The sequence below is a fragment of the Bacillus inaquosorum genome (assembly GCF_023238325.1).
In the GTDB taxonomy this organism is placed as follows: domain Bacteria; phylum Bacillota; class Bacilli; order Bacillales; family Bacillaceae; genus Bacillus; species Bacillus inaquosorum.
In genome coordinates this window covers 2692748-2718693 of record NZ_CP096592.1, presented here as the reverse complement: position 1 = coordinate 2718693, position 25946 = coordinate 2692748, and the positions used below count along the sequence as shown (strand labels likewise).

The window sequence follows — 25946 nt, the reverse complement described above, 5'->3', positions numbered from 1 at the left end:
TCCTCCAATAGTGTGCAGAGATTCTCGTTGTTTTGGCAGCGAGGTTACGACCTCAAATAGAGAAGAGAGAAAACATCCATGGTATGAGATGGATGTTTTTTATATTATCGAACATAACGTTCTCCCACGAGCAAGCTTGAAATGACGCTTGTTGGAATTTTAAACTCGGTAACGCCCATATAGCCGGGGGCAACTTCATATTCATCAAATGAGATCACAAGTTTATGGTCTTCAGTAATATAAAACGTTTGATCAGGCAAAATCGTTTTGAACGGTTCTGCATCTTCGTCAGTGAGCCAATATATTTTATTTGGATCTTCCTTCATTTGCTGTTTCATTTGTTCTTTGATGTTTTGGCTGATGACTTTAATATAGCTCTCATCTTTGAACAAGCTTTTTAATGTCAGTAAAATATCATTCTTTTTGTCAATCGTGATATAGCGGCTTTGTGTGTAAGATGATGCTTGTGTTTTTTCAATATCACGCCGAATAGAGAGTAGATCTGGCGTGTCTGTTACTGTCTCGTAATCACTGTAGATACTGAGATGTCCTTTTTTGTTTTTGGATGTAGACTGTATAAATTCTTTGTACAGCTGCTTGCTTTCTTTCAAGTATTTCTGGTTAATGCTGTTTTCAAGCTCTTTATTAGAAAGTCCGGACAGAGCAGGTGTTTTGACATCGATGCTCGATTGATCTTTCTCTTCTTTGATCTCAATAAAAGTGATGGCCTTGACAATCTTGCCGATGACAGGGATTCTTGACATCGCTTGAGCTGCGTCTGGGTTGATGTTGACAAGTGCAGTGAATAAAATAGCCGCCGCGACAGCTGCTGATGTCGGCCACATGACGATTCTTTTCTTTTTTGGTTCTTGCTGAAGGGCTTTTTCAACAATGATATCAAGTTCCTTAGGAATCTGAACACTTTTATATTCTTCTCTTAATTGCTGCAATCTCTTATCCATTAAGAAAGATCCTCCTTCGTCAACTGAATGCGCATCAGCTTCAATGCTCTGTATAAGCGCGTTTTGACGGTATTCATGTTTTCCCCTGTAATTTCCGCAATTTCTTCTAATTTGAGGTCTTCAAAAAAGCGCAAAATAATAATGGTTTTATAACGGTACGGCAATTCGTCAAGCGCCTCATGAAGATCAGTGTCCTTGTAATGGTCTTCCTTTCCGTTGCTTAAAAACTCTAACGTTTCGTCATCCATCACTTTTACCTTTTTTTGTTTGCGCAAAAAATCAATAGCTGTCCGTACTAAAATTTTATAAAACCAGCTTTTTATCGTCTCAGGGTTTCTGACCGTTTCAACTGAGCTCAGTGCTTTTTTTATAGATTCCTGAACAATATCTAATGCGTCATCTTGATTTTTTACATAACTAAAAGCCAACCTGTAGAAATCTTGCTTATGATCAGTTATGCATGTGACAAGCAACGCTTTTGTTGTTTGTTTTTTCTTCATTGCAATAAAGGGCTCCTTTTTGAATATACGTATATCATAGGCTGTTACCTAGGATAGACGCGGCAGGCTGAAAAATAGTTTGCGCAGAATCACATTTTTTTAAAGAAGTGATCAGAGCGGGGGAGAATTGCAAAAACTTTGCAGAAAGGAATGCATATAAAAACATGGCTTGTTGATACAAGCCATGTTTTTATACTATTGCTCTATTCCAGATAATGTTTTTTGAAATCTGAGTGGATAGAAAATTTGCGGCGCAGCTGGATGAGATTTTTTCCAAAGCTTTCTTCTAAAAGCCCTCTATGCTTTTTCAGAATTTCCATGAGGTACAGATCATGAATGATCACTTCAGTAATAGGCATGACTAAACCTACATGCATCGTCCATGCAGCACGGCTGTCGTTACCAAGAGAGACTATACCCGCTACTACTTCTGAATCATCTCCGCTATATACAAGCCACCGCCCGTCATACTCTTCTGTAATTTCACTGCTCATATCATGAAGGTACACAGCAGCAAAATCAGATGCGATATCTCCGTACGCAATGATGGTGACATTTACACCTTTAGTTGCCGCCTGTCTCAGCTCTGTTTCTATTTCTTCATAATCCTCTTTCCAGATTTCTAAAAGAATTCTTTTTTTTGCGGATAAAATACAAGCCTTCACCTTTTCAAGAATTTCACTGCGTCCGGTGATATTCCAGATATTTTCCCGGTCATTTGCGGTCTGCTCGAAGTTTTCAAAGTATTTCTCAGCCTGGTCAAAATGCTCTTCCGCTTTGAGCCGGCGGTTTTTAATCAGTTCTTTAGCGGGGACAGGCACATACTGAGGCGTATTTCCGTGACTTACAAAAACATCTCCCCTTAAGACAAGACTTTCCAAAACTTCATAAATTTTTGAGCGGGGCACTCCGGATTTTTTGGCGACGGCATAGCCTGTTAAAGGCGATTCTTGCAATAAAGCAAGATATGCTTTCGATTCATATTCGGTAAAATTGAGGTTTTTTAAAATGTCTAACATATTTTCTTTCATATATCCTCCAATATAAAGAGCAGTCGCCTGCCTTTGTAATCGCTATTTTAACAAACCATATTGATTTATTCCAAACGTATTGATACAATTTTTTAAGTAGTTACTTTTGTAGTCACTATATGTCGGAGAGATTTTTAAAGGGGGAGAAGAAATGCATAGCTTACTCGCATACATTCCGATCGCTGCCATGATGGTTATCATACCGGGAGCAGATACGATGCTTGTTATGAAGAATACCCTTAGATATGGCGCAAAGGCTGGCCGTTATAACATTCTCGGATTGGCAACAGGACTTTCCTTTTGGACGGTTATTGCCATTTTAGGATTATCAGTGGTGATTGCAAAGTCAGTGATTCTTTTCACAACGATTAAATATTTGGGAGCAGCATACCTAATTTATTTAGGTGTAAAAAGTTTTTTTGCCAAAAGTATGTTTTCTATAGATGACATGCAATCCCAAGCAAACACCACGGCAAATTCTCCGAAACGTTATTATAAAACTTCCTTTATGCAGGGATCACTTAGTAACATTCTCAATCCTAAAACTGTTTTGGTTTATGTTACAATCATGCCCCAATTTATCAATCTGAAGGGAAATATAAACCAGCAGCTCATTATTTTAGCTTCAATCTTAACCTTAATAGCGGTGTTGTGGTTCCTCTTTCTCGTTTATATTATTGATTACGCAAAAAAATGGATGAAAAACTCGAAGTTTCAGAAAGCTTTTCAAAAAGTAACTGGCATTATATTAGTTGGTTTCGGCATCAAAACTGGTTTGAATTAATTTTCGGTTCCGTTGGTGTTGGAGACCAAAATGAATTTAGTGTTTGGCGCATACAAAAAAGACAAGGGAGTGAGTATCCCTTGTCTTTTTTGTTATTTTATCTTATGTCCCCTGATGGTTTGCACCTTATACAAAATAATCAATAAAACAAACCAGACCGGAGTGACAAACAAAGCAACACGTGTATCATTCGCCAGTGCCAATACGACAAGAATGAACGCGAGAAATGCAAGTGTTAAGTAGTTGGATAATGGGTAAAAAGGCATTTTAAATTTGCTTGCTTTCGCTTCATGCGGCCTTGTTTTTCGATATTTCAAATGGCAAATCACCGTAATGCCCCAAATGAAAATGAAGCATATTGTAGAAACACTAGTAATCAGTGTAAAGACTTGCTCCGGCATTATATAATTCAGGCTAACGCCAATCAGAATGGCGATGGTTGAGAAGAACAGCGCATTGCTTGGAACTTTAGATGAAGTCAGTTTCTTTAGCAAGCCAGGTGCGTGATGATCCTTGGCAAGAGAATAGACCATGCGGCTTGTGCTGAATAAAGCGCTATTGGCCGCTGATGCAGCTGATGTTAATACAACAAAATTGATCATACTGGCAGCGGCAACGATGCCTACAGCAGAGAACACTTGAACAAACGGGCTTTCATTTGGATTCAAAACATTCCAAGGATAGATACACATAATCACAAAAAGTGCGCCGACATAAAAAAGTAAAATCCGGGCAGGGATTTGATTGATGGCTTTAGGGATCACTTTTTGGGGGTTTTCAGTTTCACCTGCTGTCAGTCCGACAAGTTCAATTCCCACAAAAGCGAAGACAACCATTTGGAATGAAAGGATAAATCCATGCCATCCATTTGGAAACATGCCGCCATGGCTCCAAAGATTCGTGAGGCTGGCTGAGCTGGAAGCTGCAGAAAAACCTTTCGCAATCAAGAAAATACCAGTTACGATAAGAGCCAGTATGGCAATGACTTTGATCAATGCAAACCAGAATTCTAATTCCCCGAAAAGTTTAACGGTGGCAAGGTTCATGATCAGCAAGATGATCAGCGCAAGAAGACCCGGCAGCCATTGAGGCACATCGGGAAGCCAATATTGCATATAAATACCGACCGCCGTTAAATCAGCCATCGCGAGAGAAATCCAGCAGAACCAGTAGGTCCAGCCAGTGATAAACGCTGCCATGTCGCCTAAATAGTCCCTTACAAAATCAACGAAAGAGTGATACCCCGCATTTGATAAGAGCAGTTCTCCGAGCGAACGCATAATGAAAAAGCAAAAGACTCCCGTGATCAAATAAGCAAATAAAATGGATGGTCCCGCAAAGTGGATGGATTTCCCTGAACCTAAGAATAAGCCTGTTCCGATTGCACCCCCAATCGCCATTAATTGTATATGCCTGTTTTTAAGGCCTCTAGACAATTTTTGCTGTTGTCCAAAATTGTCTTTGTTAGAATTGCCTGTCAATTTTATTTTCCTCCAATAATAAAAGATGAATAAAGTTTTATCGGATATTATACCATTTAAGAGAATATAATGTTTAATTTTTAAATTTTAAAAATAAATTTTCCTTGTTCGTAAAGCTGTTAAATGCCTTTTACTTTCTATTATTACTTGCCGGTTATATTGAATAGTAGAAAAATATGAAAATCATCAGTGTTGTGCATATTGAAAAAATGTAAAGTATTCTTAGCCAGAAAGGAGGAAACCAATCAAAAAGACATCGTTTTGACGGTGTCTTTTTTGTTTTGCTAGGATATATGATGACAGTATACTTATGAGGGCCAGCTCATTTATAAGGATACAGGCGAAATGTATGACACGAGGCAGGGCGTAGAATGAAATTACAAACAGCACAGCTATTGACTATCTTATCTGAATACCAGTTTTTTGATTGGGAGCATCATGAGAATAATAAACATCGCATCATGATTGGTTTCCCGGAGAATATGCTTATCATAAAAGATTTTTATCAATCATTCGGTTTTGACTCAGTCGAGAATCCGTATTCAAACATAAAAATCTCAAAAAAACAGTGGGTCCATATGGAGGATCTATTTTTTCAATGGATATCTCCTTATCTATCAACTTTCAGACTAACGATTGTTACGCCATTTCTAAGTAATGACTGGGAGGGAGAATGTCATCTGGACGATATAATGGATGATGAGTTTGCTGATGCTTATAAAGCGTACAAGGCTTTTTTAATAGGTAACGGATTATATGGTCTTACGCCCACTTTGATTGAAAACTGCAGGGGATATCAAATCGATCATATCGGTGATTTTTCAATCCTGGGCAAGATGGCTGCAAGGAATTATCATTATTTATTCTTTGCTGATGGAGATAAAGTTTTTATGTTTACAGATTCATTGACCTTCCAGATGTATTGTAAGGATGGAGAAGTTTTGCACAATGAAAAGAGAAAGATCGAGCAGCTGCTGAATCCTGATTTTTTATTGTGAATCACTGTGGCGGACACATAAAGTGTCTGCCTTTTTTTGTTATTCAATTGATGTCATGGATGGGAATGTATTTTGGGAAGTTTGTCCTGGTTCATAAGTTTTGTTTTTTGTCATTCATGATTTTGCCATCATTACGTTCCAGAAGAATGATAAACTGTTTACTGATTATTACTTTGGAAGGGGCGCAGGCTTGAAGAACTGCGAATCTAAAATACTAATATGAAATATAAATGATTCGAAGTGATAAACACATAGGCATAAAAGGTCAGTATGTCAATCTGCTATAAAGACCTTTCTGGAAGTGTATCAATAGATAATTTCAAGGCTGTCCGCCATAAAAATTCGGAATATTCTTGTTAAGGGCTTATCTAATAAGGACAAAGGATGATAGACGTGAAAAGAATAGATAAAATATACCTTCAGCTCATGCATAATTTTCATGACTCCAGCTTAGATCATCTTTTAAAAGTACAGGGGAATTCAGCAAAGGAAATTGCTGAGCAGCTGAAAATGGAGCGGTCCAATGTCAGTTTTGAATTGAACAATCTCGTTCGGTCCAAAAAGGTCATAAAAATTAAAACGTTTCCTGTACGATACATCCCAGTCGAAATAGCGGAAAGGTTATGTAACAAGAAATGGGATACAGAGATGATGGAAGTGAAAGACCTTGAGCCGTTTTCCGGGAATCCAAAACAGAATCATCAACATATTTCCACGAATCCTCTAGAACTTATGATTGGGGCAAAAGGCAGTTTGAAGAAAGCAATTTCCCAGGCAAAAGCAGCTGTCTTTTATCCGCCAAACGGTCTGCATATGCTCCTCTTAGGGCCTACAGGTTCCGGTAAATCCCTTTTTGCGAACCGGATTTACCAGTTTGCCATTTACTCTGACATTTTGAAGGCGGGCGCACCGTTTATTACATTTAACTGTGCAGATTACTACAACAATCCTCAATTATTGCTTTCTCAATTATTCGGGCACAAAAAAGGTTCATTTACAGGCGCAGGGGAGGATAAGGCTGGTTTAGTCGAACAGGCCAATGGGGGCATTCTTTTTATGGATGAAATCCACCGTCTTCCTCCTGAGGGACAAGAAATGCTGTTTTATTTTATTGACAGCGGTTCTTATAACCGGCTTGGAGAATCTGAACATAAACGAACATCGAACGTATTGTTTATTTGCGCTACTACAGAAAATCCGAGTTCTGCACTATTGAAAACATTTTTGCGAAGAATCCCAATGACCATTCATATTCCTTCGCTTGAAGAACGATCGCTTAAAGAAAGAGTGGATCTGACGACGTTTTTATTAGGGAAAGAAGCAGAGCGAATTAAGAAAAATCTGAGTGTGCACATAGATGTCTATAATGCGCTTATTCATTCTGCAAAATTTGGGAATGTGGGGCAGCTGAAATCAAATGTCCAGTTAGTTTGCGCACACGGATTTTTGCACAACCTTGACCGAGATGAGGTTATTGAACTGACTGTCCGGGATCTGCCAGATGAAATCAAGCTAGAATGGATGTCCAGCAGCAAAAACATGCAAAGAAGCAAAGCCATTTCTGAATATGTCAATATTACAACGATCATATCTCCGATTGTAGAAGATGAAACAACAAAAATTGACGAAGACCTCTCATTTAACTTGTATCATTTGATCGAGGAAAAAGTGAAAACCCTCATGAAAGAAGGATTATCTAAAAAGGATATTAACCAATACATCTTGACTGATGTCCATTTGCATGTCAGAAGTTTTTTTCAACACCGGGCGTTTCAAAAGGACAGCCTGCTGACATTCGTTGAAGACGACGTGATTCAAATGACAAAACAATTAAAAGAAATAGCTGAACATGAGCTTGATTGCACATTTGACCGTAAATTTATTTATTTCTTGAGTATGCATATTGACGCATTTTTAAAGCGCGGAAAGCAAATTGATGTTTTAAATACACAGGAGACTGATGAAATCCGTGAGACTCATGTGAAAGAATATCGGGTGGCGATGATTTTTAAAGATAAAATTCAGGAATATTTTAAAGTCGCCATTCCGGAAATAGAAGTCATCTACTTAACGATGCTGATTCATTCCATCAAATCGTTAAAAGAGAACAAAAGAGTAGGGATTATCGTGGCTGCTCATGGAAACAGCACGGCGAGTTCAATGGTTGAAGTCGCAACAGAACTGTTAGGCAGCACTCCAATCGCAGCAGTTGATATGCCGCTTACTGTTTCACCTTCGGAAATTATCGAATGCTTAGCGGAAAAAATGAAACACGTTGATGAAGGCGAAGGTGTTTTAATGCTGGTAGACATGGGGTCACTTGCAATGCTGGAAAGCAAGCTGGAGGAAAAGACAGGCATTGCCGTCAAAACAATCAGCAATGTTACAACCTCAATGGTGCTGGATGCCGTCAGAAAGGTGAACTATTTGAATTTAAATTTGCATGCAATATATCAATCGGTCACGAAAGATTTTATCGAGTTATGGGAGCGGCAGCCAGCGGCATCCGGCAAACAGAAGGCATTGGTCTCCATCTGCACGACAGGCAGCGGAACGGCCAAAAAGCTGGAAGACATCCTAACAACGATTGCCAACAAGGCCTCCGATACCCCGATTCACATATTGACCGTTTCATCCATTAAATTGGCAAACAGCATAAAAGAAATTGAAAAAGAGTATGAGATCCTTGCGACAGTCGGAACGAAAGACCCTAAAATCAATGCTCCGCATGTATCTTTAGAAGTGTTAATTGAAGGGGAGGGAGAGAAGCTGATTCAACAGGCGATTACAAAAGGCAGCATTCCGTTAAGCAGCGGATTAAACGGAGCAAATATCATTGTCAGGGAGCTTTGCGAGGATAGCTTGAAAAAGTATCTTGTCTTCTTGAACCCTCACCATGTTATTGAAATGTTATTAGAGTGGCTGCAAACCGTTCAGGATGAGCTGGGAATCATTTTCAATAATGCAGTTTTGATCAAAGTCATCATGCATACGGCTTTCGCCTTTGAAAGGGTAATTAAGCAGAATCCGATTGCTTTCTCAGAGGAAGAAGAAATAAATGATCAGCTGAAAGAAATGTTTAACGTGACAGAGCGGACATTAGCCCCATATGAACAAAAGCTTGGACTTCGCATAAGTGATGATGAAAAATTATTTATTGCCGCCATATTCGCTGAAGAAGTGCATGGCCAGCTGTTTTAAAAGCGATTTTTTCAAGTGAACCTGTATTAAATGGAACGCCATTTTAATACAGGTTTATTTTTTTGATCTCAAGTGTTTCAACAGCAGACTGTCATTGGCTGAAATTTAAATGAAAACGCTTAACACAACTATGTTGGCACGATCCTTGCATTATAAATGGATGTACAAAACAAAGAAAGGAGCAATGGATATGATTTCAGTTATTATCAGTGGCCATGGAGATTTTCCCATAGCATTAAAAGAATCTTCAGGGATGATATTCGGTGAAGAAAATAATCTAATCGCAGTGCCGTTTTTTAAAGGAGAAGGCATTCAAACGCTGCAAGAAAAATATCATCAGGCGCTCAAGGACATTCCGGAAGAAAATGAAGTGCTTTTTTTAGTTGATATTTTTGGAGGGACCCCATATAACGCGGCAGCTTCCTTCATTGCTGAGGATCAAAGAATGGATATGGCAGCCGGCGTAAACCTGCCGATTCTGCTGGAGGTATTAAGCCTGAGAGAACATGTGACTCTCAAAGATTTGCTAAACAACTTAAAAACAATGAGCCAGCAAAGCTTTCAAGTGTGCAGTGAACATTTAGAAAAAGTGAAAACAGCCAATCAAGAAACAAGAGAGGATGAATTGTGATGAACATTGTGTTAGCAAGAATTGATGACCGCTTTATTCACGGCCAAATCCTGACAAGGTGGATTAAAGTCCATGCGGCAGACCGAATCATCGTTGTCTCCGATGATGTTGCACAGGACGAAATGAGAAAAACGCTGATCCTTTCTGTTGCGCCTTCAAATGTAAAGGCGAGTGCCGTTTCGGTTTCAAAAATGGCAAAAGCGTTTCATAGTCCGCGCTATGAAGGGGTAACGGCAATGCTCTTGTTTGAAAATCCATCCGATATTGTATCGCTTATAGAAGCAGGCGTGCCGATCAAAACCGTAAACGTCGGGGGAATGCGTTTTGAAAATCATCGCAGGCAAATTACAAAATCAGTCAGTGTCACAGAACAAGACATAAAGGCGTTTGAAACATTAAGTGACCTGGGTGTGAAACTGGAATTGAGGCAGCTGCCTTCAGATGCCAGCGAGGACTTTGTACAGATTTTACGGAACGTAACAAAATAATCAAGGGGATGAGAATATGTCTTCATTACAAATTATTTTGTTGTTAATCATTGCAGCAATCACCGGCATCGCAAGTGTATTGGATGAAGGGCAGACACACCGGCCGCTTGTGGCCTGCACGCTAGTCGGCTTGGTGCTTGGGGATTTAAAAACAGGAATTATTCTCGGAGGCACACTAGAGCTGATGGCGCTGGGCTGGATGAACGTCGGCCTTGCCATGGCGCCTGATACAGCGATCGCCTCTGTCATCTCTACCATTTTAGTCATTACCGCTGATCAGGGAATTGGCGAAGGCATTGCCGTCGCTGTTGCTTTGGCAGCTGCGGGTCAGGCGCTGACGATTTTTGTGCGGACGATCACTGTCTTTTTCATTCACCGCGCTGATCGATATGCAAAAGAAGGGAATATAAAAGGAATTGAAATTATGCATATTACCGCGATGGTGTTTCAAGCGCTGCGCGTCATGATTCCTACATTGATTGTAGCTTTGATTAGTGTCAGCGCTGTTCAGGCGTTCCTGGGAAATATTCCAGATGTCATTACAAAAGGGCTGCAAATAGGCGGAGGCATTATCGTTGTAGTCGGATATGCCATGGTGATCAATATGATGAATATTCCTTACTTAAAGCCATTTTTCTATATTGGATTTTTATTAGCGGCGTTTACTGATTTCAACTTAGTAGGATTTGGAGCACTTGGTCTCTGTCTGGCGCTTTTATACCAGCAGGTGATGCAAAGACATAACGCGCACGGAGCGGTGGCCGCCGCTTCAGACAGTGGGAATGTTGCTGTTTATGATGACGATGATGACGATCTTGATGCCTAAACAATGAGGGGTGATGAAAAGATGGAGAAAGAAAAACGATTAACGAAAAAAGAAATTTTCAGCATGTTTATTCGTTCAAATTTTTTGCTCGGCTCCTTTAACTTCGAACGTGTGCAGGCCATGGGATATTGCTATGTCATGATACCGGCGATCAAAAAATTGTACGGTCCCGGAGCGAAAAGAAATGAAGCATTGCAGCGGCATTTAGAATGGTTTAATACACATCCGTGGCTGACAGCGCCTATATTTGGCGTGACGGCAGCCATGGAAGAAGAAATGGCGAACAATAAAGGAATTGATGGAAAAGCAATAAGCGGAATGAAAATCGGTTTGATGGGCCCGATAGCGGGTGTAGGCGACCCGATTTTCTGGGGAACGATTCGCCCGGTCTTAGCTGCGTTAGGGGCATCGCTTGCTTTAGGAGGAAACATTGCCGGACCTTTGCTGTTCTTTTTCTTGCTGAACGCTATAAGATTAAGCACAAAATATTATGGATTAAAGTATGGCTATGTAAAGGGAATGGAGATTCTTCAGGATTTAGCGGGGAATCGCATTCAAAAGCTTACAGAAGGTGCTTCGATTCTCGGATTATTTGTAATGGGAGCTCTCGTTTCCAAATGGACCACCATCAACATTCCAATCGTTGTGTCCAGGATTAAGGATGAAAGCGGAAAAGTGGATGTTCAAACCGTACAAAATATATTAGACAGCATCATGCCGGGTGCGCTGCCTCTCGGATTAACGTTATTGGTGGCGTGGATGTTGCGCAAAGGGGTGAATCCTCTTCTCATTATATGCGGCATCTTTATCATCGGGATTCTTGGGTATTGGGCTGGATTCTTAGCATAAGCTGTGTGACGTAAGAAAGAAGAGGGAAACTGCAGCCGTCTTTTCATATATGAATCATTCAGATAGCAGCGAAACAGAGGAAGAGTGCCAGAAACGGATCAACTTGCGCAGCAGTCTCTCTTGAAATTGTTCAAACATGAAGAGAGGAGCGAAGAAACAAATGAAAAAAAGACTTATTCAATTCGTCATCATGTTCACCCTGCTGTTCACTTTGGCATTTCCAGCTGAGGCAGCCGATTCAAGCTACTATGATGAGGATTATCGTCCTCAATATCATTTCACGCCGGAGGCAAACTGGATGAATGATCCAAACGGAATGGTCTATTATGCTGGAGAATATCATTTGTTCTATCAATACCATCCATACGGTATGCAGTGGGGCCCCATGCATTGGGGGCATGCCGTGAGCAAAGATTTGGTTACGTGGAAGCACCTTCCTGTTGCGCTATATCCGGATGAAAAAGGCACGATCTTTTCCGGAAGCGCAGTTGTAGATAGGAATAATACAAGCGGTTTTCAGACAGGCGAAGAGAAGCCGCTTGTGGCCATTTATACACAGGATCGGGAAGGCCATCAAGTGCAAAGCATTGCTTATAGCAATGACAAAGGAAGAACATGGACGAAATACGCAGGCAACCCTGTCATTCCGAACCCGGGAAAAAAAGATTTTCGCGATCCAAAAGTCTTTTGGTATGAAAAAGAAAAAAAGTGGGTGATGCTGCTTGCGGCCGGTGACCGAATCCTTATTTATACATCCAAAAATCTGAAGCAGTGGACTTATGCAAGTGAGTTTGGCCAGGGACAAGGAAGCCATGGGGGAGTATGGGAATGCCCAGATTTGTTTGAGCTTCCGGTAGACGGAAACCCGAATCAAAAAAAATGGGTGATGCAGGTCAGTGTAGGAAACGGAGCGGTCTCGGGAGGATCAGGCATGCAGTATTTCGTAGGGGACTTTGATGGAACACATTTTAAAAACGAAAATCCGTCAGACAAAGTTCTCTGGACAGATTACGGCAAAGACTTTTATGCGGCTGTATCCTGGTCGGATATTCCGTCCTCAGACGGCCGGCGGCTTTGGTTAGGCTGGATGAGCAATTGGCAATATGCGAATGATGTTCCTACATCCCCATGGAGAAGTGCAGCGTCCATTCCAAGAGAGTTAAAATTGAAAACGCTTACCGGGGGAGTTAGGGTCGTCCAAACACCAGTAAAAGAGCTGCAAACCATTCGCGGGACCTCTAAGAAGTGGAAGAATCAGACCATATCGCCCGCAAGCCAAAATGTGTTAGCAGGCCTGTCTGGAGATGCGTATGAATTACATGCAGAATTTCAAGTATCTCCAGGTTCAGCTCCTGAATTTGGTTTTAAGGTTCGAACAGGCGAAAATCAATTCACGAAAGTCGGCTATGACCGAAAGAACACCAAACTGTTCGTTGACCGGAGCGAATCGGGAAACGTCACCTTTAATCCAACATTTAACACTGGGATACAAACAGCTCCGCTCAAGCCGGTAAATGGAACCATAAAGATGCGCATTTTTGTCGACCGCTCTTCAGTTGAGGTATTTGGGAATGACGGACAGCAGGTCATAACCGATATCATTCTCCCGGATAGATCAAGCAAAGGTCTTGAATTATATGCTGAAAATGGAGGTGTAAAGCTAAAATCTTTAACGATATATCCTTTAAAAAAGGTGTGGGGAACGTCGCCTTTTATCTCTAATTTGACTGGCTGGACGACTGCAAATGGCACGTGGGCCGACACAATTGAGGGGAAACAAGGGAGGTCGGACGGCGATTCCTTTATCTTGTCTTCAGCATCCGGATCAGACTTCACCTATGAATCTGATATCACCATTAAGGATGGAAACGGAAGAGGGGCAGGAGCGCTTATGTTCCGCTCTGACAAAGATGCCAAAAACGGTTATCTTGCCAACGTGGATGCGAAGCATGACCTGGTGAAATTCTTTAAATTTGAGAACGGTGCTGCTTCTGTCATTGCCGAATACAAAACGCCGATAGACGTAAATAAAAAGTATCATCTGAAAACTGAAGCACGGGGCGATCACTTTAAAATCTATTTAGATGATCGTCTTGTGATCGATGCAAATGATTCCACATTCTCTGAAGGTCAATTTGGCTTGAATGTGTGGGATGCGACTGCTGTCTTTCAGAATGTAAACAAGGGGTCATGAAATAGCGGGATTTTCATGAAGTTCAATTCCCTGACTTGCAACATTTTCTCTTGAAAAAAGGCACAGACCCAAACGGTCTGTGCCTTCTCATTATTTCAACAAATTCAATGATTCGCGGTTAAATGCTTCCAAATCATCAGGTGTTCTGCTTGTGACAATGTTGTGGCTGACGACTACTTCTGCATCTTTGTAGTTTGCGCCGGCATTGATTAAATCTTTGCGGATGCTGCGGTAGCCTGTGATATCTTTGCCTTTCAGAAGATCCGTATCAATCAATACTTGCGGGCCGTGGCAAATAGCGAAAACAGGTTTTTCATTTTCGACAAAGGCTTTAGCAAATTCACCCGGACGGTCATCTGCACGAAGCAAATCCGGAGAGAATCCCCCAGGAATTAAAAGTGCATCAAATTCACTTGCGTCCACATCAGAGATTGCTTTGTCGATCTTTACTTTCTCGCCATGCTTACCGGTAACTTCTTTTCCGGCTTCTAAATCGATAGTTACGACACTGTAGCCAGCTTCCTCGTATGCTTTTACCGGACTTGTATATTCGATATCTTCGAATTGGTCTGTAACGAGAACTGCAATTTTTTTGCTCATATAAAAACCCTCCTATAACCTCTCTATGCCTATAGGATAACAGGTAGATTAACCGGCCTTCAAAACATTTGCTTAAGGAGATCGTTTTTCCGTGAGTTTCATTTAAATAAAAACGGGACAGCCCATGGAAGGGCTAACCCATTTTTTAGACTTATAATGTGGAAATATCAATCACAAATCGATATCTGACATCGCTTCGGAGGATACGTTCGTATGCTTCGTCCACTTGGTCAGCGCGGATCACTTCGATTTTAGGTGTGATGCCATGCTCAGCGGCGAAATCCAGCATCTCTTGAGTTTCTGAAATTCCGCCGACAAGAGAACCTGCTAGGCTGCGGCGGCCCATGATTAAGGAAAACACACTGTATGTGTCCTGCTCGGCAGGTGCACCGACATTTACAAGTGTTCCGTCTATACGAAGCATTGATAAATAGGCATCTACATCAAGATTCGCGGATACTGTATTTAAGATTACGTCAAACCGCCCGGCTAATGCAGTGAATGTAGCTGGGTCACTTGTTGCAAAGTAATGATCTGCCCCAAGTTCCAGAGCTTCCTCTTTCTTATTCATGGAACGGCTCAGGACGGTTACCTCTGCACCCATTGCATGTGCAAATTGAATTGCCAAATGTCCAAGACCGCCCACGCCTACGATGGCAACCTTTTTACCAGGCCCAACATTCCAGTGTTTCAGCGGGGAATAAGTTGTGATGCCTGCACACAATAGCGGACTGGCAACATCCATTTCCAAACTGTCTGGAATTCTAACAACAAATCTGTCAGTGACAACGATTTTTTGGCTGTACCCGCCATACGTCGGATTTCCATCGTAGTCTAGTGAGTTGTAAGTTTGAACAACACCCTTTGTGCAGAACTGTTCCTCACCGCTGAGACAGTATTCGCATTCTCCGCAGGAGTCAACAAAACAGCCGACACCGACGCGGTCCCCGACAGCAAAATTCGTCACTTCTGTCCCAACAGCTGCGACAACCCCGGCAATTTCATGCCCGGGCACCATTGGGAAGATGCCACCGCCCCATTCATCAAATGCACTATGGATGTCGGAATGGCAAATACCGCTGAATTGAATATCGATTAAGACGTCATGCGGCCGTAATTCTCTTCGCTCAATCGTTGTTTGTTCAAATTTAGCTTTTGCATGTGATACGCGTAATACACGGGTTTGATGTTGATTACACATATGAACCTATCCTTTCTTCAACATAAGTGATGTAAATAAAAAACATGCACTATTTATGTTTTATGGTGTCTTCAACATAACGATAAACCTTAAAGTCCGCTTTAAGGCAAGGGGTTTTTTGAAAAAACTTCATCTCAATTGCTGAACGCAAAACGAGAACAATTTTATAAGGTATGATACAGCTCATCATGAACAGGCTCTAACCAATCCGTTTCCCCCGGCGTAATGGCTAAGTGCACAAACCATCTGTCTTTCGTCGCCCCGTGCCAATGTTTTACATGGGGCGGAATATTGATGACATCTCCAGTTTTGAGTAATTGAGCTGGTTTTCCTTCTTCTTGATACCAGCCTTCACCGCCTGTCACTAACAAAACTTGCCCAACTTTATGAGAATGCCAGTGATTGCGGGCTCCCGGAGCAAAAGTGACATTCCCGATTGAAGCATTGAGGGGCGTCTCATCGGTAAATATCATTTGTAAATATGCATCTCCGATAAAGTTCGCTTCAATTTTTTCACCTAACGGAAAGATTGTGCTGTTGCTTAATTGATCAAATGTCATCAGTTGACCTTCTTTCTTTTCATTTTTGAAGATTTCTTTTGCGATATGAAATGCTGACCAAGCTTTGGGCCATCCGGCATAGAACGAGAGGTGAGTGATGATTTCTGCAATTTCCTCTTTTGTTAATCCGTTTTCCTTCGCTTTTTGAAGGTGCGGAGTTAATTGTTCGATGTTTCCTCCAGCAATTAACGCAGAAACTGTAATCATGCTGCGATCGCGCGGAGACAATTCTTCCTCTCTTGCCCAAATGGCACCGAACAGGACATCATCGTTAAGTTCAGCAAACTTTGGCGCAAATTCTCCTAGTATATCTCGTCCAGCAGTTTGTTTTTTTGCCATACAATAATCCCTCCGTCTAAACTGTTTTTATTGCATGGAGAAGTATAGAGCTTAAAGTGTGCTTTAAGGCAAGTCCTGGTTTTTGAAAAAAGTTCAGCAGCTAAAACTTGTTTGATGCTTGACTTAAAGTTAACTTTAAGTGTTACCTTCAAAACATACAGGACAGTGAGGTGAAGAGTATGAATATTGCGCAGGTAGCCAAGCAGTTTGGCCTGACAGCGGCGACACTCAGATATTACGAACGTGTCGGATTGATCCCGCCGGTAAAACGAAAAGAAAGCGGCATTCGCGATTATGATGAGGAAGATATCAAATGGGTTGAATTCATCAAATGCATGCGAAATGCTGGACTAACGATAGACGCGTTAATTGAATATACAACGTTATTTACTGAAGGAGACCGAACGGTAGAAGCACGCAAAAATATCCTGGCTGATGAAAGACAGCGGCTGATAGAGAAGCGGAAAGAAATTGATGAAACAATTAAAAGATTAGATACAAAAATTGAAGATTATGATGGGAAATTGCGCGAAAATGAGGCTAATCTCAAAAGCAGGCTTAAACCGGAAAGTCTTCACGGATAAGTGACGCAAGATAGCATTCTTTGCGTCCGAGGGGGCAGGTTAAAAATAAGGATTTACCCATTAAGAAATCAAAAGAGGTGGTTACGATTCCTTATTCGATTGGAGAATTTGCAAACATCATCGGTGTGACAACAAGTACCCTCAGGTATTATGAAAAGGAAGGGCTCCTGACTCCTCATCGAAATGAGAATAATATACGGGAATTTACGGATCATGATATCGGATGGGTGCGGTTTTTGCTCCATTTGAAAGATTCAGGAATGTCGATGACAGAGCTAAAACAATATACAACATGGCGAGCAATGGGTGATGAAACGATTCATGATAGGATGCATTTACTTGAAAAGCGTAAGCACTTTGTAGAATTAGAAATTCAAGCTTTACAGCAAAACCTGCATGTATTAAACCGTAAGATTGAATTCTACAAGGACCAGATAAAGGGGGATCAATATGAGTTTGTCCTTTATCCAAATGAAGAGGGAAAGTCATAAAAACAAATGGTTTAAGGCTGAAGGTGATTTTTTCAAAAAAAAATCTCTTCAGCCTTTATTGTTTAGGAATGAGGAGGAAAGCAGCTTTTATATTTGACGTTAAGTCGAAAACTTACTTTAGCTATCAAAAAAACAGTTAGTATGGTCTTTAAAAAATATAAATCCCCGTTGCTCATTTAGTCAGATTTTCCCCTCAGCCGTTTAATATCTTCTTTAGGCGGAAAACCAAACATGCGGGAGTATTCACGGCTGAATTGTGATGGACTTTCATAGCCGACCCGGAATGCAGCATCCGCGGCATCTGTTGACTTCGTTAATAACAGGCGTCTGGCTTCCTGCAGTCTCAGCTGTTTTTGGAACTGAATCGGGCTCATAGCTGTCACAGTTTTAAAGTGCCTGTGCAGGGAGGAAACACTCATATTCGCTATATCTGCAAGCTCCTCAGTTCGAAGGGGCCGGTCAAATTCCCTCATGATGTGTTCGATGACATCTTTGATTCGATAGGTATAGCTCCCCTCAATCGCAATTTGCTCCAGAGTTCGTCCGTGCGGCCCTTGCAGAACCCTATAGAGAATTTCCTTTGTAAATATAGGGGCAAGTACCGGGATGTCTTTCGGGGTGTCCAGCAAAAAGGCTAACCTGAGAACTGCATCCAGCAAAGCTGGCTCTATTTTACTGACAAACATTGCCCTCTCCGTGTGTTTTTTCGGCCCTGCTTGAAAGTCAGAATCACTTAAAACCTCTAAGACTTGGCTCGGAGAAAATTCTAGCTTAAGGGCCAAATAAGGCTCATCACATGAGGCTTTTATCACTTGCCCGGCAACCGGCAAGTTAACAGATGCAACAAGGTAATCAGCAGGACTGTACCTCATGCGCTCCTTTGCAAGTAATACTTCTTTTTCACCTTGAACAATCACACAAAATGATGGCTTGTAAACGCTATAAACCGGTTCGGAAGCATGAGATTCACTGATGAAAAATAAAGACGGAACAGCAGTCTTGTGAACACCGTCCCGGCATGAATAACGTTCAATGAGTTCGGCAAGCTCTTCCTGTTGTTGGGCTATTCGTACAGACATACGTCATTCTCCTTCACTTGATATTTTTCATTATAATGCTTGTTTGCAAGTGGTGTCATTGGCTGTGAGAGGATTAGGCAATCATTTGATACAAATGGGATAACGGCTGCTTTTGCATTCATTGCATAATGAGAAGCAGATAAAAGGAAAGAGGGGACTCAAGAAATGGATTATGTAAAACTTGGACATTCCGGTTTAGATGTCTCCAGGCTTTGTCTGGGGTGTATGAGCTTTGGTGCAGCAGAAAAGTGGGTTCATCAATGGGTACTCGATGAAGAAAAGAGCCGCCCCATCATCAAAAAAGCACTTGAGCTTGGCATCAATTTTTTTGATACGGCGAATGTGTATTCAATGGGAGCAAGTGAAGAAATACTTGGCAGAGCGTTAAAGGATTATGCCAATCGAGATGAAATCGTGCTTGCGACGAAGGTCCATCAGCGAATGCATGAGGGCCCAAATGGTGCCGGCCTCTCACGGAAGGCGATCATGAGTGAAATTGATAAAAGTCTTAAGAGACTGGGAACAGACTATGTAGACCTTTACATCATCCACCGCTGGGATTACCATACACCCATTGAAGAAACGATGGAAGCATTGCATGATGTGGTGAAGGCCGGGAAGACAAGGTATATTGGCGCTTCTGCGATGTATGCGTGGCAGTTCCAGAAGGCGTTACATGTTGCAGAGAAGAATGGATGGACCAAATTTGTGTCGATGCAGAATCACTTAAACCTGATATACCGAGAAGAGGAGAGGGAAATGCTGCCGCTTTGCAAAGAAGAAAAAATTGGAGTGACTCCGTACAGCCCGCTCGCATCTGGAAGATTGACACGTGAATGGTCTGAAACAACGCATCGCTCCGAAACCGATCAAATCCAGAAATCCAAATACGATGCGACTGCTGATGCTGACCGGCTGGTCGTGGAGCGGCTTGCGGCAATCGCAGAAAAACACGGAGTTTCCCGAACCCATATCGCGATTGCTTGGCTGCTGCAGAAGGAACCAGTAACAGCTCCTATTATTGGTGCTACGAAAATGTCACACCTCGAAGATGCTGTCAGAGCTCTATCTGTTAAGTTAACATCTGAAGAAATCGCGCTTTTAGAAGAACCATATGTACCCCATCCGATAGTCGGCCACCATTAAAATGCCGTTACTAAGGGGATAAGGAGCATGGGAGCATGATTGAAAAACAGTATACAATTATTGCAAGTACAGGGTTTGCCCGTGCAGCAACCTTGCTGGTTCGTGCAGCCTGCAAGTTTCATTCTCACGTATTTCTTCTACATCATGAGAAATGCGTTCATCTGAAAAATCCGCCCAAGGCCCTTATTGATGTGATGTCATTAGGCATTACACCTGGAACTCACATTCAAATCAGAGCTGAAGGGATTGACGAGGAACAGGCCTTGCAAGCGATTGAAGATCAGATGAGAAAAAGCGGGTTCATGAACAGCTCATGAATCGGGCGGAGAAGGAGAAGCGGAAGAAATCCAAAGGAAAAAGAATTATTATGATTCCTCATAGTCGCCCTCACTTCTATTCAGCTTTTTCTTAACATACAGAAGCTGAGGCACAGTTATGGTCAATCAAGACTGTTCCTCAGCAAATCAATCATTGTCCGTTAAAGGGTTGGCAATTGAATCGCCGTATCAATATTTTGTAAATTCAGCTTGACTTGTTCGTCTGTATTCCAAGGATGGTACCAGCCCTTTTCCATCATATAGCTTGAGATTTGTTCGTGCATATCGAGGGCTTCCTCTAAATGACGGATAAGGATCTCTTTCACTTCAGGCGTTCCCGCTTCCGTTGCGGCCATCGCATAATTTCTGACTCCGTTTTTTGCTGCAATCAATAAGTCCATGGCGATGATTTGGTCTGTTAGAACATTCATGCCGGTCAGATATTCAATGATAGGATTCATTATTCACTCATCTCCTCATTCATGCTTTGCATTAGATAAAATAGAGGCAAATTCCTGCAGCTGCCGTGTGGTGATGTCAACGTCTTGCTGCATGATTGCTTTAAGCTTCGGATCAGACACCAGCGCCTTCATTGTTTTGGATTTCGTTAAACAAAGTGTCTTAAATGCAGTCATTTCTTGGACTTCTAGCACTTCGTGTAAGGCGTATTCCATTCCCGTCACCTCCGTTTTCTTAAGGTTTTAACACAACTTTTATACAATCATCCATTTTGGTATCAAAAATGTCATAACCGTGCTTGGCTTCACTGAGCGGCAGGACATGACTTACAACGTCTCCCGGATCAATTTTACCTGTCGACACTAATTCAAACATGTATGGCATATAGTGGATCACTGGGGCTTGTCCAGAGCGTATATTAACGTTTCGCTGCATAATATCACCTAATGGAAAACCGTTATATCTGCCGCCATACACACCTGTAATTTGTATCGTTCCTCCTTTGCGAACGGCCTGGGAAGCAATGACCAATGCACTCATCGTTCCGCCATGAAGCTTTAATCCGCTGGCAAGGAACTCGAGGTCGCTCATTTTCCCATCCATCCCAACAGCGTCAATAACTACATCCGCTCCGCCTTTGGTGATTTCCTTCAAGTAACTCCCTGTATTCTCATGGTCTTCAAAATTAACGATTTCTACTTTGTTTGTTCGTTTGGCATGCAGTAAGCGATAGTTTACATAGTCAACTGCTATTACGCGTTTTGCACCCTTTAGCCAACAAAACTTTTGAGCAAACAGGCCGACTGGTCCGCAGCCGAGAACAATAACTGTATCGCCGTCTTTAACCCCGGCATTGTCAACACTCCAAAAGCCGGTGGTCATGGCATCCGCAATCACGCTTAATTTTTCATCGGGTTCCTCACAGGTTTCAGGAATTTTAAAATGGGTAAAATTCGCAAACGGCACTCTTAAATACTCAGCCTGCCCGCCTGGATAACCGCCGGTATGCCCTGAATAGCCGAAATAGGCGCCCATTTCTCCATTGTCATTAGATTGATCACATTGGCTTTCCAGTTGGTTTTTACAAAAAAAGCATTCACCGCAGGCGATAGTAAAAGGAATAATGACGCGGTCACCTTTTTTCACCTGTGTAACCCCTGGTCCAACTTCTTCCACGATTCCCATCGGTTCATGGCCGATGACATAGTCTTCTTGCAGATTAGGAATCAATCCATGGATTAAATGTAAATCTGATCCGCAAATGGCTGTACTTGTGACTTTTATAATCATGTCATCGGACTTTTCAATCTTTGGATCTGGCACATCTTTGACAACAACATTTTTAATGCCTTGATACGTTACTGCCTTCATGCTGTAAAACCTCCAGTGTTAGTGTTCATCAGGTGTCCGGTCAAACATCCCTTTTCGATTTGTGTCCTCAGGAAAGAGGTTCATGTTGCCGACCATGATCGTGTTTTTTGCAGAGAGCTGATCCAGCTTATACTGTTCGCTTAGTTCATATGGATGGAACCATTTTTTGCTTATCATCAGTTCCGTAATTTCTTGGTGCATTGCGATTCCTTGCATCAGCTGCTTCCGCAACAAAGCTCTTACATCTGGTGATGCGGTTTCAGTCAAGGCAACAGCAGTATTCCTCACGCCTTCTTTTGCTCGAATAAGAAAATCCATCGCAAATGTGGTATCTGCAAGTTCAGGCACATTTAGCGAATTAATTGGGTCTAAGTGATCATGATTCAAAGGGGCTTACCTTCCTTTCAATTGATGATTGGCGTTGGACGGCTTTGAGGGACGGGGGCTTGAAATGGCGCACGCTCATAAACCGCTTGTAAATCAGTAAGGTCTTGAATGGATTGCTGCACATCTTTTTGCATCAAGTCCTTAAGGTCTTGGTCAAACACAAGTCCCTGCATTAATTTCGATTTCGCTACACAAAGTGTTTTAAAGTTAACGATTTCATGTAAGTCTACAGCCTCGTGAGCAGCTAATGTTTGATGATCCATCTTTAATTACCCTCCTTTAATCAACGTTACATTTCCCGAAAATAAGATGAAGCATACAGAAAGAACTTTTCTCCGATAAAAATGGCATATTCGGAATGGTCACAAGTCGCTTTATTCTCATCAAACACACAAAGCGCTTTTACGCAGTGACGTTTATTCTCGTTTCTAATTAAACAGCTTCTGTTGCACAGTTAATGAAATGATCACAAAAAAGTGATTTACTGCCTTGTCTCATATAAAATGGATAGGTCATATTTGCAAATTTTGAAAATGCACGATGTCACGAGTTTTTTGTCGAAAACATAGGAATAATTCCACTTTTGAAAGATCTAGTTTATGGTACATTGATAAATATATGGCAGAGAGAGGGGGCGCGGTTTTTCCTTAACTGGATGTAAGAAAGTCAAACGCACGACATTTAAGGGGGAGGATATAAGGTGAAGACATTAAAAACGCTAAGTACACTAACGGTGATGATTGTATCATTGCTCATTTTTTCTAGCCATGCACTTGCCGCTCAGTATTATACGGTCTCAACAAGCAGCGGTGCGCCTGTAAATATGCGCAGCGGCCCAGGTACAAGTTGGGGGATCGTAACGACTATTCCGAGCGGAACCCGCATCCCGATCTATTGCTACAAAACCGGTACAACTGTAACTGGAAAGTATGGAACGAGTAATATTTGGAATTACACAGAGCGGACGCTTGCCAGCGGGGAGATCGTTCCTGGATTTGTCTCTGATACATATATGTATACAGGCTCAGACGGTCCGGTTGTTCCTAAATGCAGCTGGTAGCATATGTTCTATCATTCTTAAAATGAAGGAATTGAAGAAAGAGGGATGACATTGACTAAACTGAAAATGCTGAGTATGTTAACCGTTATGATTGCATCATTATTCATTTTTTCCAGTCAAGCACTTGCCGTTCAGTACTTTACTGTCTCAACAAGCAGCGGTGCGCCTGTAAATATGCGCAGCGGTCCAGGTACAAACTATCCTATTATGCTTTCCATTCCTAGCGGCTCGCGTGTTCCTTACTATTGTTACGCTTATGGAACGACTGTTACCGGGAAGTATGGAACGAGTAATATTTGGGACCAAATCCAGTGGAAAGATTCCCGGGGGATCGTGAATATTGGATATGTTTCTGACACATATGTGTACACAGGTTCAGACGGCCCTGTCGGTTACAAATGCAATTAGCTTCGGATCAAAAGTAATATTGAGATAGGCCCTCTCTTAGGTGGCCTACTTAAAGAAACCATACCAAGTATTATCGGTATGGTTTTTTATGTTTATATTTTTGGATTTGCCAGAACAGCTGAGACGTTTAATAAGCAGATCAAGGAGAGGCTTGAGCATAAAAAACATGTTATCGGTACTCTGAAAAAGTTAGAATATAGCAGTATGAATAGTGAAAAGGTTAAGGAGATTACATCATGAAAACTGAAAAACAAAAAATGTTAGATGGCGAACTTTACAACGCAGACGACCCTGAATTAAGAAGGGAAAGAATGAATGCTAGAAGATTAACTAGAATTTTTAATGATTCACTTGAAACGGATAGCAAGAAAAGAACCCGTTTATTAAAAGAATTGTTTGGTTCTACTGGGGAACATGTTTACGTAGAGCCGACATTTCGTTGTGATTATGGCTACAACATACACGTTGGAGAAAATTTCTTTGCTAATTTTGATTGTGTGTTTCTTGACGTTCATGAGATTCGAATAGGGGATAACTGTTTTATTGCACCAGGAGTTCATATTTATACTGCGACTCACCCGCTCCATGCACATACAAGAATATCGGGAGCGGAATACGGAATTCCAGTCATAATCGGTCATAATGTCTGGATTGGCGGGAGAGCTGTTATTAACCCAGGGGTAAAAATCGGCAATAATGTTGTAATCGCTTCGGGTGCAGTTGTCATAAAGGATGTACCAGATAACGTCGTGGCGGGTGGAAATCCTGCGAAGATACTGAAGCGGATTGTAGAATAGCTGATAGGGTATATCCTCAAAAAACTCATCATGTTTTAATGACAAAAAAACGTATAGAAGGTAAAACATAAATACGAAGAAATTATGATTTAACTGGCAAGCAGATTAGATTCTCTCATTTACTTCATTACGTTTTTCTTTTAAACTATCAATACCTTCATTTTTTGACAGAGGTGAATAAACATGTTCTGGGCTCCATTATTTGAAAATGATGTACCAGTAGCACTTCTCCGCCCTTAGTGGAGTAAGGTGACTACTTCTCTCCGTTAGGGGCATTTATTGACCTAAATGAAAAACGGAGGGTGCAAAAATGAAAAACACTTTGTTAGGTTCTATATATTTGGCTTTAGCCGCCAGCATTTGGGGTGGTATGTATGTTGTCGTAAAGGTTGTCGTATCGGTTATACCCCCATTAGAGCTGGTATGGATGCGATATGCAGTAGCAATTCTCGCATTGCTCATTATCGGTTTGGTAAAAAGGCTATCCTGGCGAATTCACAGACGTGACCTTTTGTTAATCATAGCCATTGGGATCATTGGGAATACAATTTCAATCGTTACACAGGAAGTTGGCACTAATCTATCATCTGCACAAATGGGAGCCATTATTACTTCTTCCACACCTGCATTTATGGTGATCTTTGCTAGGCTTTTGCTAAAAGAACGGTTGAATGTAAAAAAGGGAATATCTGTGGCTTTGGCGACTATCGGCGTTTTAATGATTGTAGGGAACGGTCACATTGACATGACGAATCAAATGGGCGGAATTTCGCTGCTAATTGCTGCTTTAACATGGGCGCTGATGTCTGTTCTTTTAAAACGTGTTCCAAATCATTATTCTCCCATTGTGGTGACAACTTACTCAATCTTGGTTGCCATGATTATTTTGACTCCTTTTGTATGGATGAACGTAAATGAAGTTCATTTCTCGCAGCTGGCTCATCCGACAATATGGGGCGGGCTATTATACTTGGGGATTGTTTCAACAGCTTGTGCATTTATACTTTGGAATCGCGGATTACAAATGCTGAATGCATCAAGCGGAGGTTTATTTTTCTTTTTTCAGCCTCTCGTTGGAACATTGCTCGGATGGCTTTTGTTAGGAGAACGTATAGGCGGAACCTTCTGGGCAGGTTCAACTTTGATTCTAGTTGGTGTGCTATTAGTTATCCGGGAAAAAAAGTAGATGAATAAAAAAGAAA

General features: G+C 41.5%; 30 protein-coding genes and 1 pseudogene. 17 read left to right on the top strand and 14 right to left on the bottom strand.

Annotated features, from left to right (window positions below; genetic code table 11):
• Nucleotides 1–104: 104 nt before the first annotated feature.
• From rsiV to M1M80_RS13725, 3 genes are all read right to left on the bottom strand, one after another.
• Nucleotides 105–962, bottom strand: coding sequence for an anti-sigma-V factor RsiV (gene rsiV, locus M1M80_RS13735; RefSeq protein WP_003237333.1), 858 nt, complete (start codon nucleotides 960–962; stop codon nucleotides 105–107).
• Nucleotides 962–1462 (bottom strand): RNA polymerase sigma factor SigV, encoded by a 501-nt coding sequence (gene sigV, locus M1M80_RS13730; RefSeq protein WP_060399119.1) that lies wholly within the window; start codon nucleotides 1460–1462, stop codon nucleotides 962–964. The genes rsiV and sigV overlap by 1 nt, the downstream gene beginning before the upstream one ends.
• A 203-nt stretch (nucleotides 1463–1665) precedes the next feature.
• On the bottom strand, nucleotides 1666–2493 hold the full coding sequence (locus M1M80_RS13725) for a TrmB family transcriptional regulator (protein WP_019259009.1): 828 nt from the start codon (nucleotides 2491–2493) through the stop codon (nucleotides 1666–1668).
• A 151-nt stretch (nucleotides 2494–2644) separates the two neighbouring features.
• Here M1M80_RS13725 and M1M80_RS13720 point away from each other — a divergent pair, with 151 nt between their 5' ends.
• Entirely contained in the window at nucleotides 2645–3277 is a 633-nt protein-coding gene (locus tag M1M80_RS13720; protein WP_003237327.1) for a LysE family transporter, read from the top strand.
• 92 nt (nucleotides 3278–3369) lie between these two features.
• Here the strand turns inward: M1M80_RS13720 and M1M80_RS13715 are convergent, their stop codons facing one another.
• The gene (locus tag M1M80_RS13715; RefSeq protein ID WP_060399118.1) at nucleotides 3370–4758 is read right to left on the bottom strand and encodes an amino acid permease; all 1389 of its coding nucleotides are present in this window, start codon (nucleotides 4756–4758) and stop codon (nucleotides 3370–3372) included.
• 371 nt (nucleotides 4759–5129) lie between these two features.
• Here M1M80_RS13715 and M1M80_RS13710 point away from each other — a divergent pair, with 371 nt between their 5' ends.
• From M1M80_RS13710 to M1M80_RS13675, 8 genes are all read left to right on the top strand, one after another.
• A complete protein-coding gene (locus M1M80_RS13710; RefSeq protein ID WP_060399117.1) occupies nucleotides 5130–5756 on the top strand; it encodes a hypothetical protein in 627 nt (208 codons plus the stop codon).
• A 393-nt stretch (nucleotides 5757–6149) separates the two neighbouring features.
• Nucleotides 6150–8957 carry a transcriptional regulator LevR gene (levR, locus tag M1M80_RS13705; RefSeq protein WP_060399116.1) on the top strand — a complete coding sequence of 936 codons (2808 nt, stop codon included), beginning with the start codon at nucleotides 6150–6152 and terminating at the stop codon, nucleotides 8955–8957.
• Between the two features lie 190 nt (nucleotides 8958–9147).
• The gene (levD, locus tag M1M80_RS13700; protein ID WP_003237317.1) at nucleotides 9148–9588 is read left to right on the top strand and encodes a PTS fructose transporter subunit IIA; all 441 of its coding nucleotides are present in this window, start codon (nucleotides 9148–9150) and stop codon (nucleotides 9586–9588) included.
• Nucleotides 9588–10076, top strand: coding sequence for a PTS fructose transporter subunit IIB (gene levE / locus M1M80_RS13695; protein ID WP_003237315.1), 489 nt, complete (start codon nucleotides 9588–9590; stop codon nucleotides 10074–10076). Before levD ends, levE begins: the two co-directional genes overlap by 1 nt.
• Before the next feature lie 16 nt (nucleotides 10077–10092).
• Complete coding sequence (gene levF / locus M1M80_RS13690) at nucleotides 10093–10902, top strand: PTS fructose transporter subunit IIC (RefSeq protein WP_003237312.1); 810 nt, start codon at nucleotides 10093–10095, stop codon at nucleotides 10900–10902.
• A 21-nt stretch (nucleotides 10903–10923) separates the two neighbouring features.
• Nucleotides 10924–11751, top strand: a complete 828-nt coding sequence (levG, locus tag M1M80_RS13685) for a PTS fructose transporter subunit IID (protein WP_003237310.1) — start codon at nucleotides 10924–10926, stop codon at nucleotides 11749–11751.
• 84 nt (nucleotides 11752–11835) lie between these two features.
• The gene (locus M1M80_RS13680; RefSeq protein ID WP_133486735.1) at nucleotides 11836–11979 is read left to right on the top strand and encodes a hypothetical protein; all 144 of its coding nucleotides are present in this window, start codon (nucleotides 11836–11838) and stop codon (nucleotides 11977–11979) included.
• Complete coding sequence (locus M1M80_RS13675) at nucleotides 11912–13945, top strand: glycoside hydrolase family 32 protein (RefSeq protein ID WP_060399115.1); 2034 nt, start codon at nucleotides 11912–11914, stop codon at nucleotides 13943–13945. Before M1M80_RS13680 ends, M1M80_RS13675 begins: the two co-directional genes overlap by 68 nt.
• 90 nt (nucleotides 13946–14035) lie before the next feature.
• Here the strand turns inward: M1M80_RS13675 and yraA are convergent, their stop codons facing one another.
• From yraA to M1M80_RS13655, 4 genes and pseudogenes are all read right to left on the bottom strand, one after another.
• Nucleotides 14036–14545, bottom strand: a complete 510-nt coding sequence (gene yraA / locus M1M80_RS13670; protein WP_060399114.1) for a cysteine protease YraA — start codon at nucleotides 14543–14545, stop codon at nucleotides 14036–14038.
• Between the two features lie 151 nt (nucleotides 14546–14696).
• Nucleotides 14697–15746: an NAD(P)-dependent alcohol dehydrogenase gene (locus tag M1M80_RS13665; RefSeq protein ID WP_060399113.1), complete on the bottom strand. Its 1050-nt coding sequence runs from the start codon at nucleotides 15744–15746 to the stop codon at nucleotides 14697–14699.
• A 164-nt stretch (nucleotides 15747–15910) separates the two neighbouring features.
• The gene (locus tag M1M80_RS13660; protein WP_148982240.1) at nucleotides 15911–16306 is read right to left on the bottom strand and encodes a cupin domain-containing protein; all 396 of its coding nucleotides are present in this window, start codon (nucleotides 16304–16306) and stop codon (nucleotides 15911–15913) included.
• A 45-nt stretch (nucleotides 16307–16351) separates the two neighbouring features.
• Nucleotides 16352–16645 (bottom strand): annotated as a pseudogene (locus tag M1M80_RS13655) (carboxymuconolactone decarboxylase family protein); the annotation flags it as partial.
• Between the two features lie 179 nt (nucleotides 16646–16824).
• On the opposite strand from M1M80_RS13655, the gene adhR reads away from it, so the two are divergent.
• Both adhR and M1M80_RS13645 read left to right on the top strand, forming a co-directional pair.
• Entirely contained in the window at nucleotides 16825–17229 is a 405-nt protein-coding gene (gene adhR / locus M1M80_RS13650) for an aldehyde stress transcriptional regulator AdhR (RefSeq protein WP_060399111.1), read from the top strand.
• 77 nt (nucleotides 17230–17306) lie between these two features.
• Complete coding sequence (locus tag M1M80_RS13645) at nucleotides 17307–17720, top strand: MerR family transcriptional regulator (protein ID WP_080429037.1); 414 nt, start codon at nucleotides 17307–17309, stop codon at nucleotides 17718–17720.
• 176 nt (nucleotides 17721–17896) lie between these two features.
• Here M1M80_RS13645 and M1M80_RS13640 read toward each other — a convergent pair whose 3' ends face one another.
• Nucleotides 17897–18799, bottom strand: a complete 903-nt coding sequence (locus M1M80_RS13640) for an AraC family transcriptional regulator (RefSeq protein ID WP_060399110.1) — start codon at nucleotides 18797–18799, stop codon at nucleotides 17897–17899.
• Nucleotides 18800–18964: 165 nt separating this feature from the next.
• On the opposite strand from M1M80_RS13640, the gene M1M80_RS13635 reads away from it, so the two are divergent.
• On the top strand, nucleotides 18965–19945 hold the full coding sequence (locus tag M1M80_RS13635) for an aldo/keto reductase (RefSeq protein WP_060399109.1): 981 nt from the start codon (nucleotides 18965–18967) through the stop codon (nucleotides 19943–19945).
• 35 nt (nucleotides 19946–19980) lie between these two features.
• A complete protein-coding gene (locus M1M80_RS13630) occupies nucleotides 19981–20262 on the top strand; it encodes an HPr family phosphocarrier protein (RefSeq protein ID WP_060399108.1) in 282 nt (93 codons plus the stop codon).
• 161 nt (nucleotides 20263–20423) lie between these two features.
• Here the strand turns inward: M1M80_RS13630 and M1M80_RS13625 are convergent, their stop codons facing one another.
• The 5 genes from M1M80_RS13625 to M1M80_RS13605 are packed head-to-tail and all read right to left on the bottom strand — an operon-like array spanning nucleotide 20424 to nucleotide 22742.
• On the bottom strand, nucleotides 20424–20723 hold the full coding sequence (locus M1M80_RS13625) for a spore coat protein (RefSeq protein ID WP_003237286.1): 300 nt from the start codon (nucleotides 20721–20723) through the stop codon (nucleotides 20424–20426).
• Nucleotides 20724–20738: 15 nt separating this feature from the next.
• Nucleotides 20739–20936, bottom strand: a complete 198-nt coding sequence (locus M1M80_RS13620) for a hypothetical protein (RefSeq protein WP_003237284.1) — start codon at nucleotides 20934–20936, stop codon at nucleotides 20739–20741.
• 19 nt (nucleotides 20937–20955) lie between these two features.
• Entirely contained in the window at nucleotides 20956–22092 is a 1137-nt protein-coding gene (locus tag M1M80_RS13615; RefSeq protein WP_019259000.1) for a zinc-dependent alcohol dehydrogenase, read from the bottom strand.
• A gap of 18 nt (nucleotides 22093–22110) precedes the next feature.
• Nucleotides 22111–22479, bottom strand: a complete 369-nt coding sequence (locus M1M80_RS13610) for a spore coat protein (RefSeq protein ID WP_003237279.1) — start codon at nucleotides 22477–22479, stop codon at nucleotides 22111–22113.
• A 17-nt stretch (nucleotides 22480–22496) separates the two neighbouring features.
• Nucleotides 22497–22742, bottom strand: coding sequence for a hypothetical protein (locus tag M1M80_RS13605; protein WP_003237277.1), 246 nt, complete (start codon nucleotides 22740–22742; stop codon nucleotides 22497–22499).
• Between the two features lie 437 nt (nucleotides 22743–23179).
• Here M1M80_RS13605 and M1M80_RS13600 point away from each other — a divergent pair, with 437 nt between their 5' ends.
• From M1M80_RS13600 to M1M80_RS13585, 4 genes are all read left to right on the top strand, one after another.
• Nucleotides 23180–23539, top strand: a complete 360-nt coding sequence (locus M1M80_RS13600; RefSeq protein ID WP_134980982.1) for an SH3 domain-containing protein — start codon at nucleotides 23180–23182, stop codon at nucleotides 23537–23539.
• A gap of 51 nt (nucleotides 23540–23590) precedes the next feature.
• Entirely contained in the window at nucleotides 23591–23947 is a 357-nt protein-coding gene (locus M1M80_RS13595; protein WP_014664754.1) for an SH3 domain-containing protein, read from the top strand.
• Between the two features lie 236 nt (nucleotides 23948–24183).
• Nucleotides 24184–24744, top strand: a complete 561-nt coding sequence (locus M1M80_RS13590; protein WP_060399107.1) for a sugar O-acetyltransferase — start codon at nucleotides 24184–24186, stop codon at nucleotides 24742–24744.
• Between the two features lie 310 nt (nucleotides 24745–25054).
• On the top strand, nucleotides 25055–25930 hold the full coding sequence (locus M1M80_RS13585; RefSeq protein WP_060399106.1) for a DMT family transporter: 876 nt from the start codon (nucleotides 25055–25057) through the stop codon (nucleotides 25928–25930).
• The last annotated feature ends 16 nt before the right edge of the window (nucleotides 25931–25946 follow it).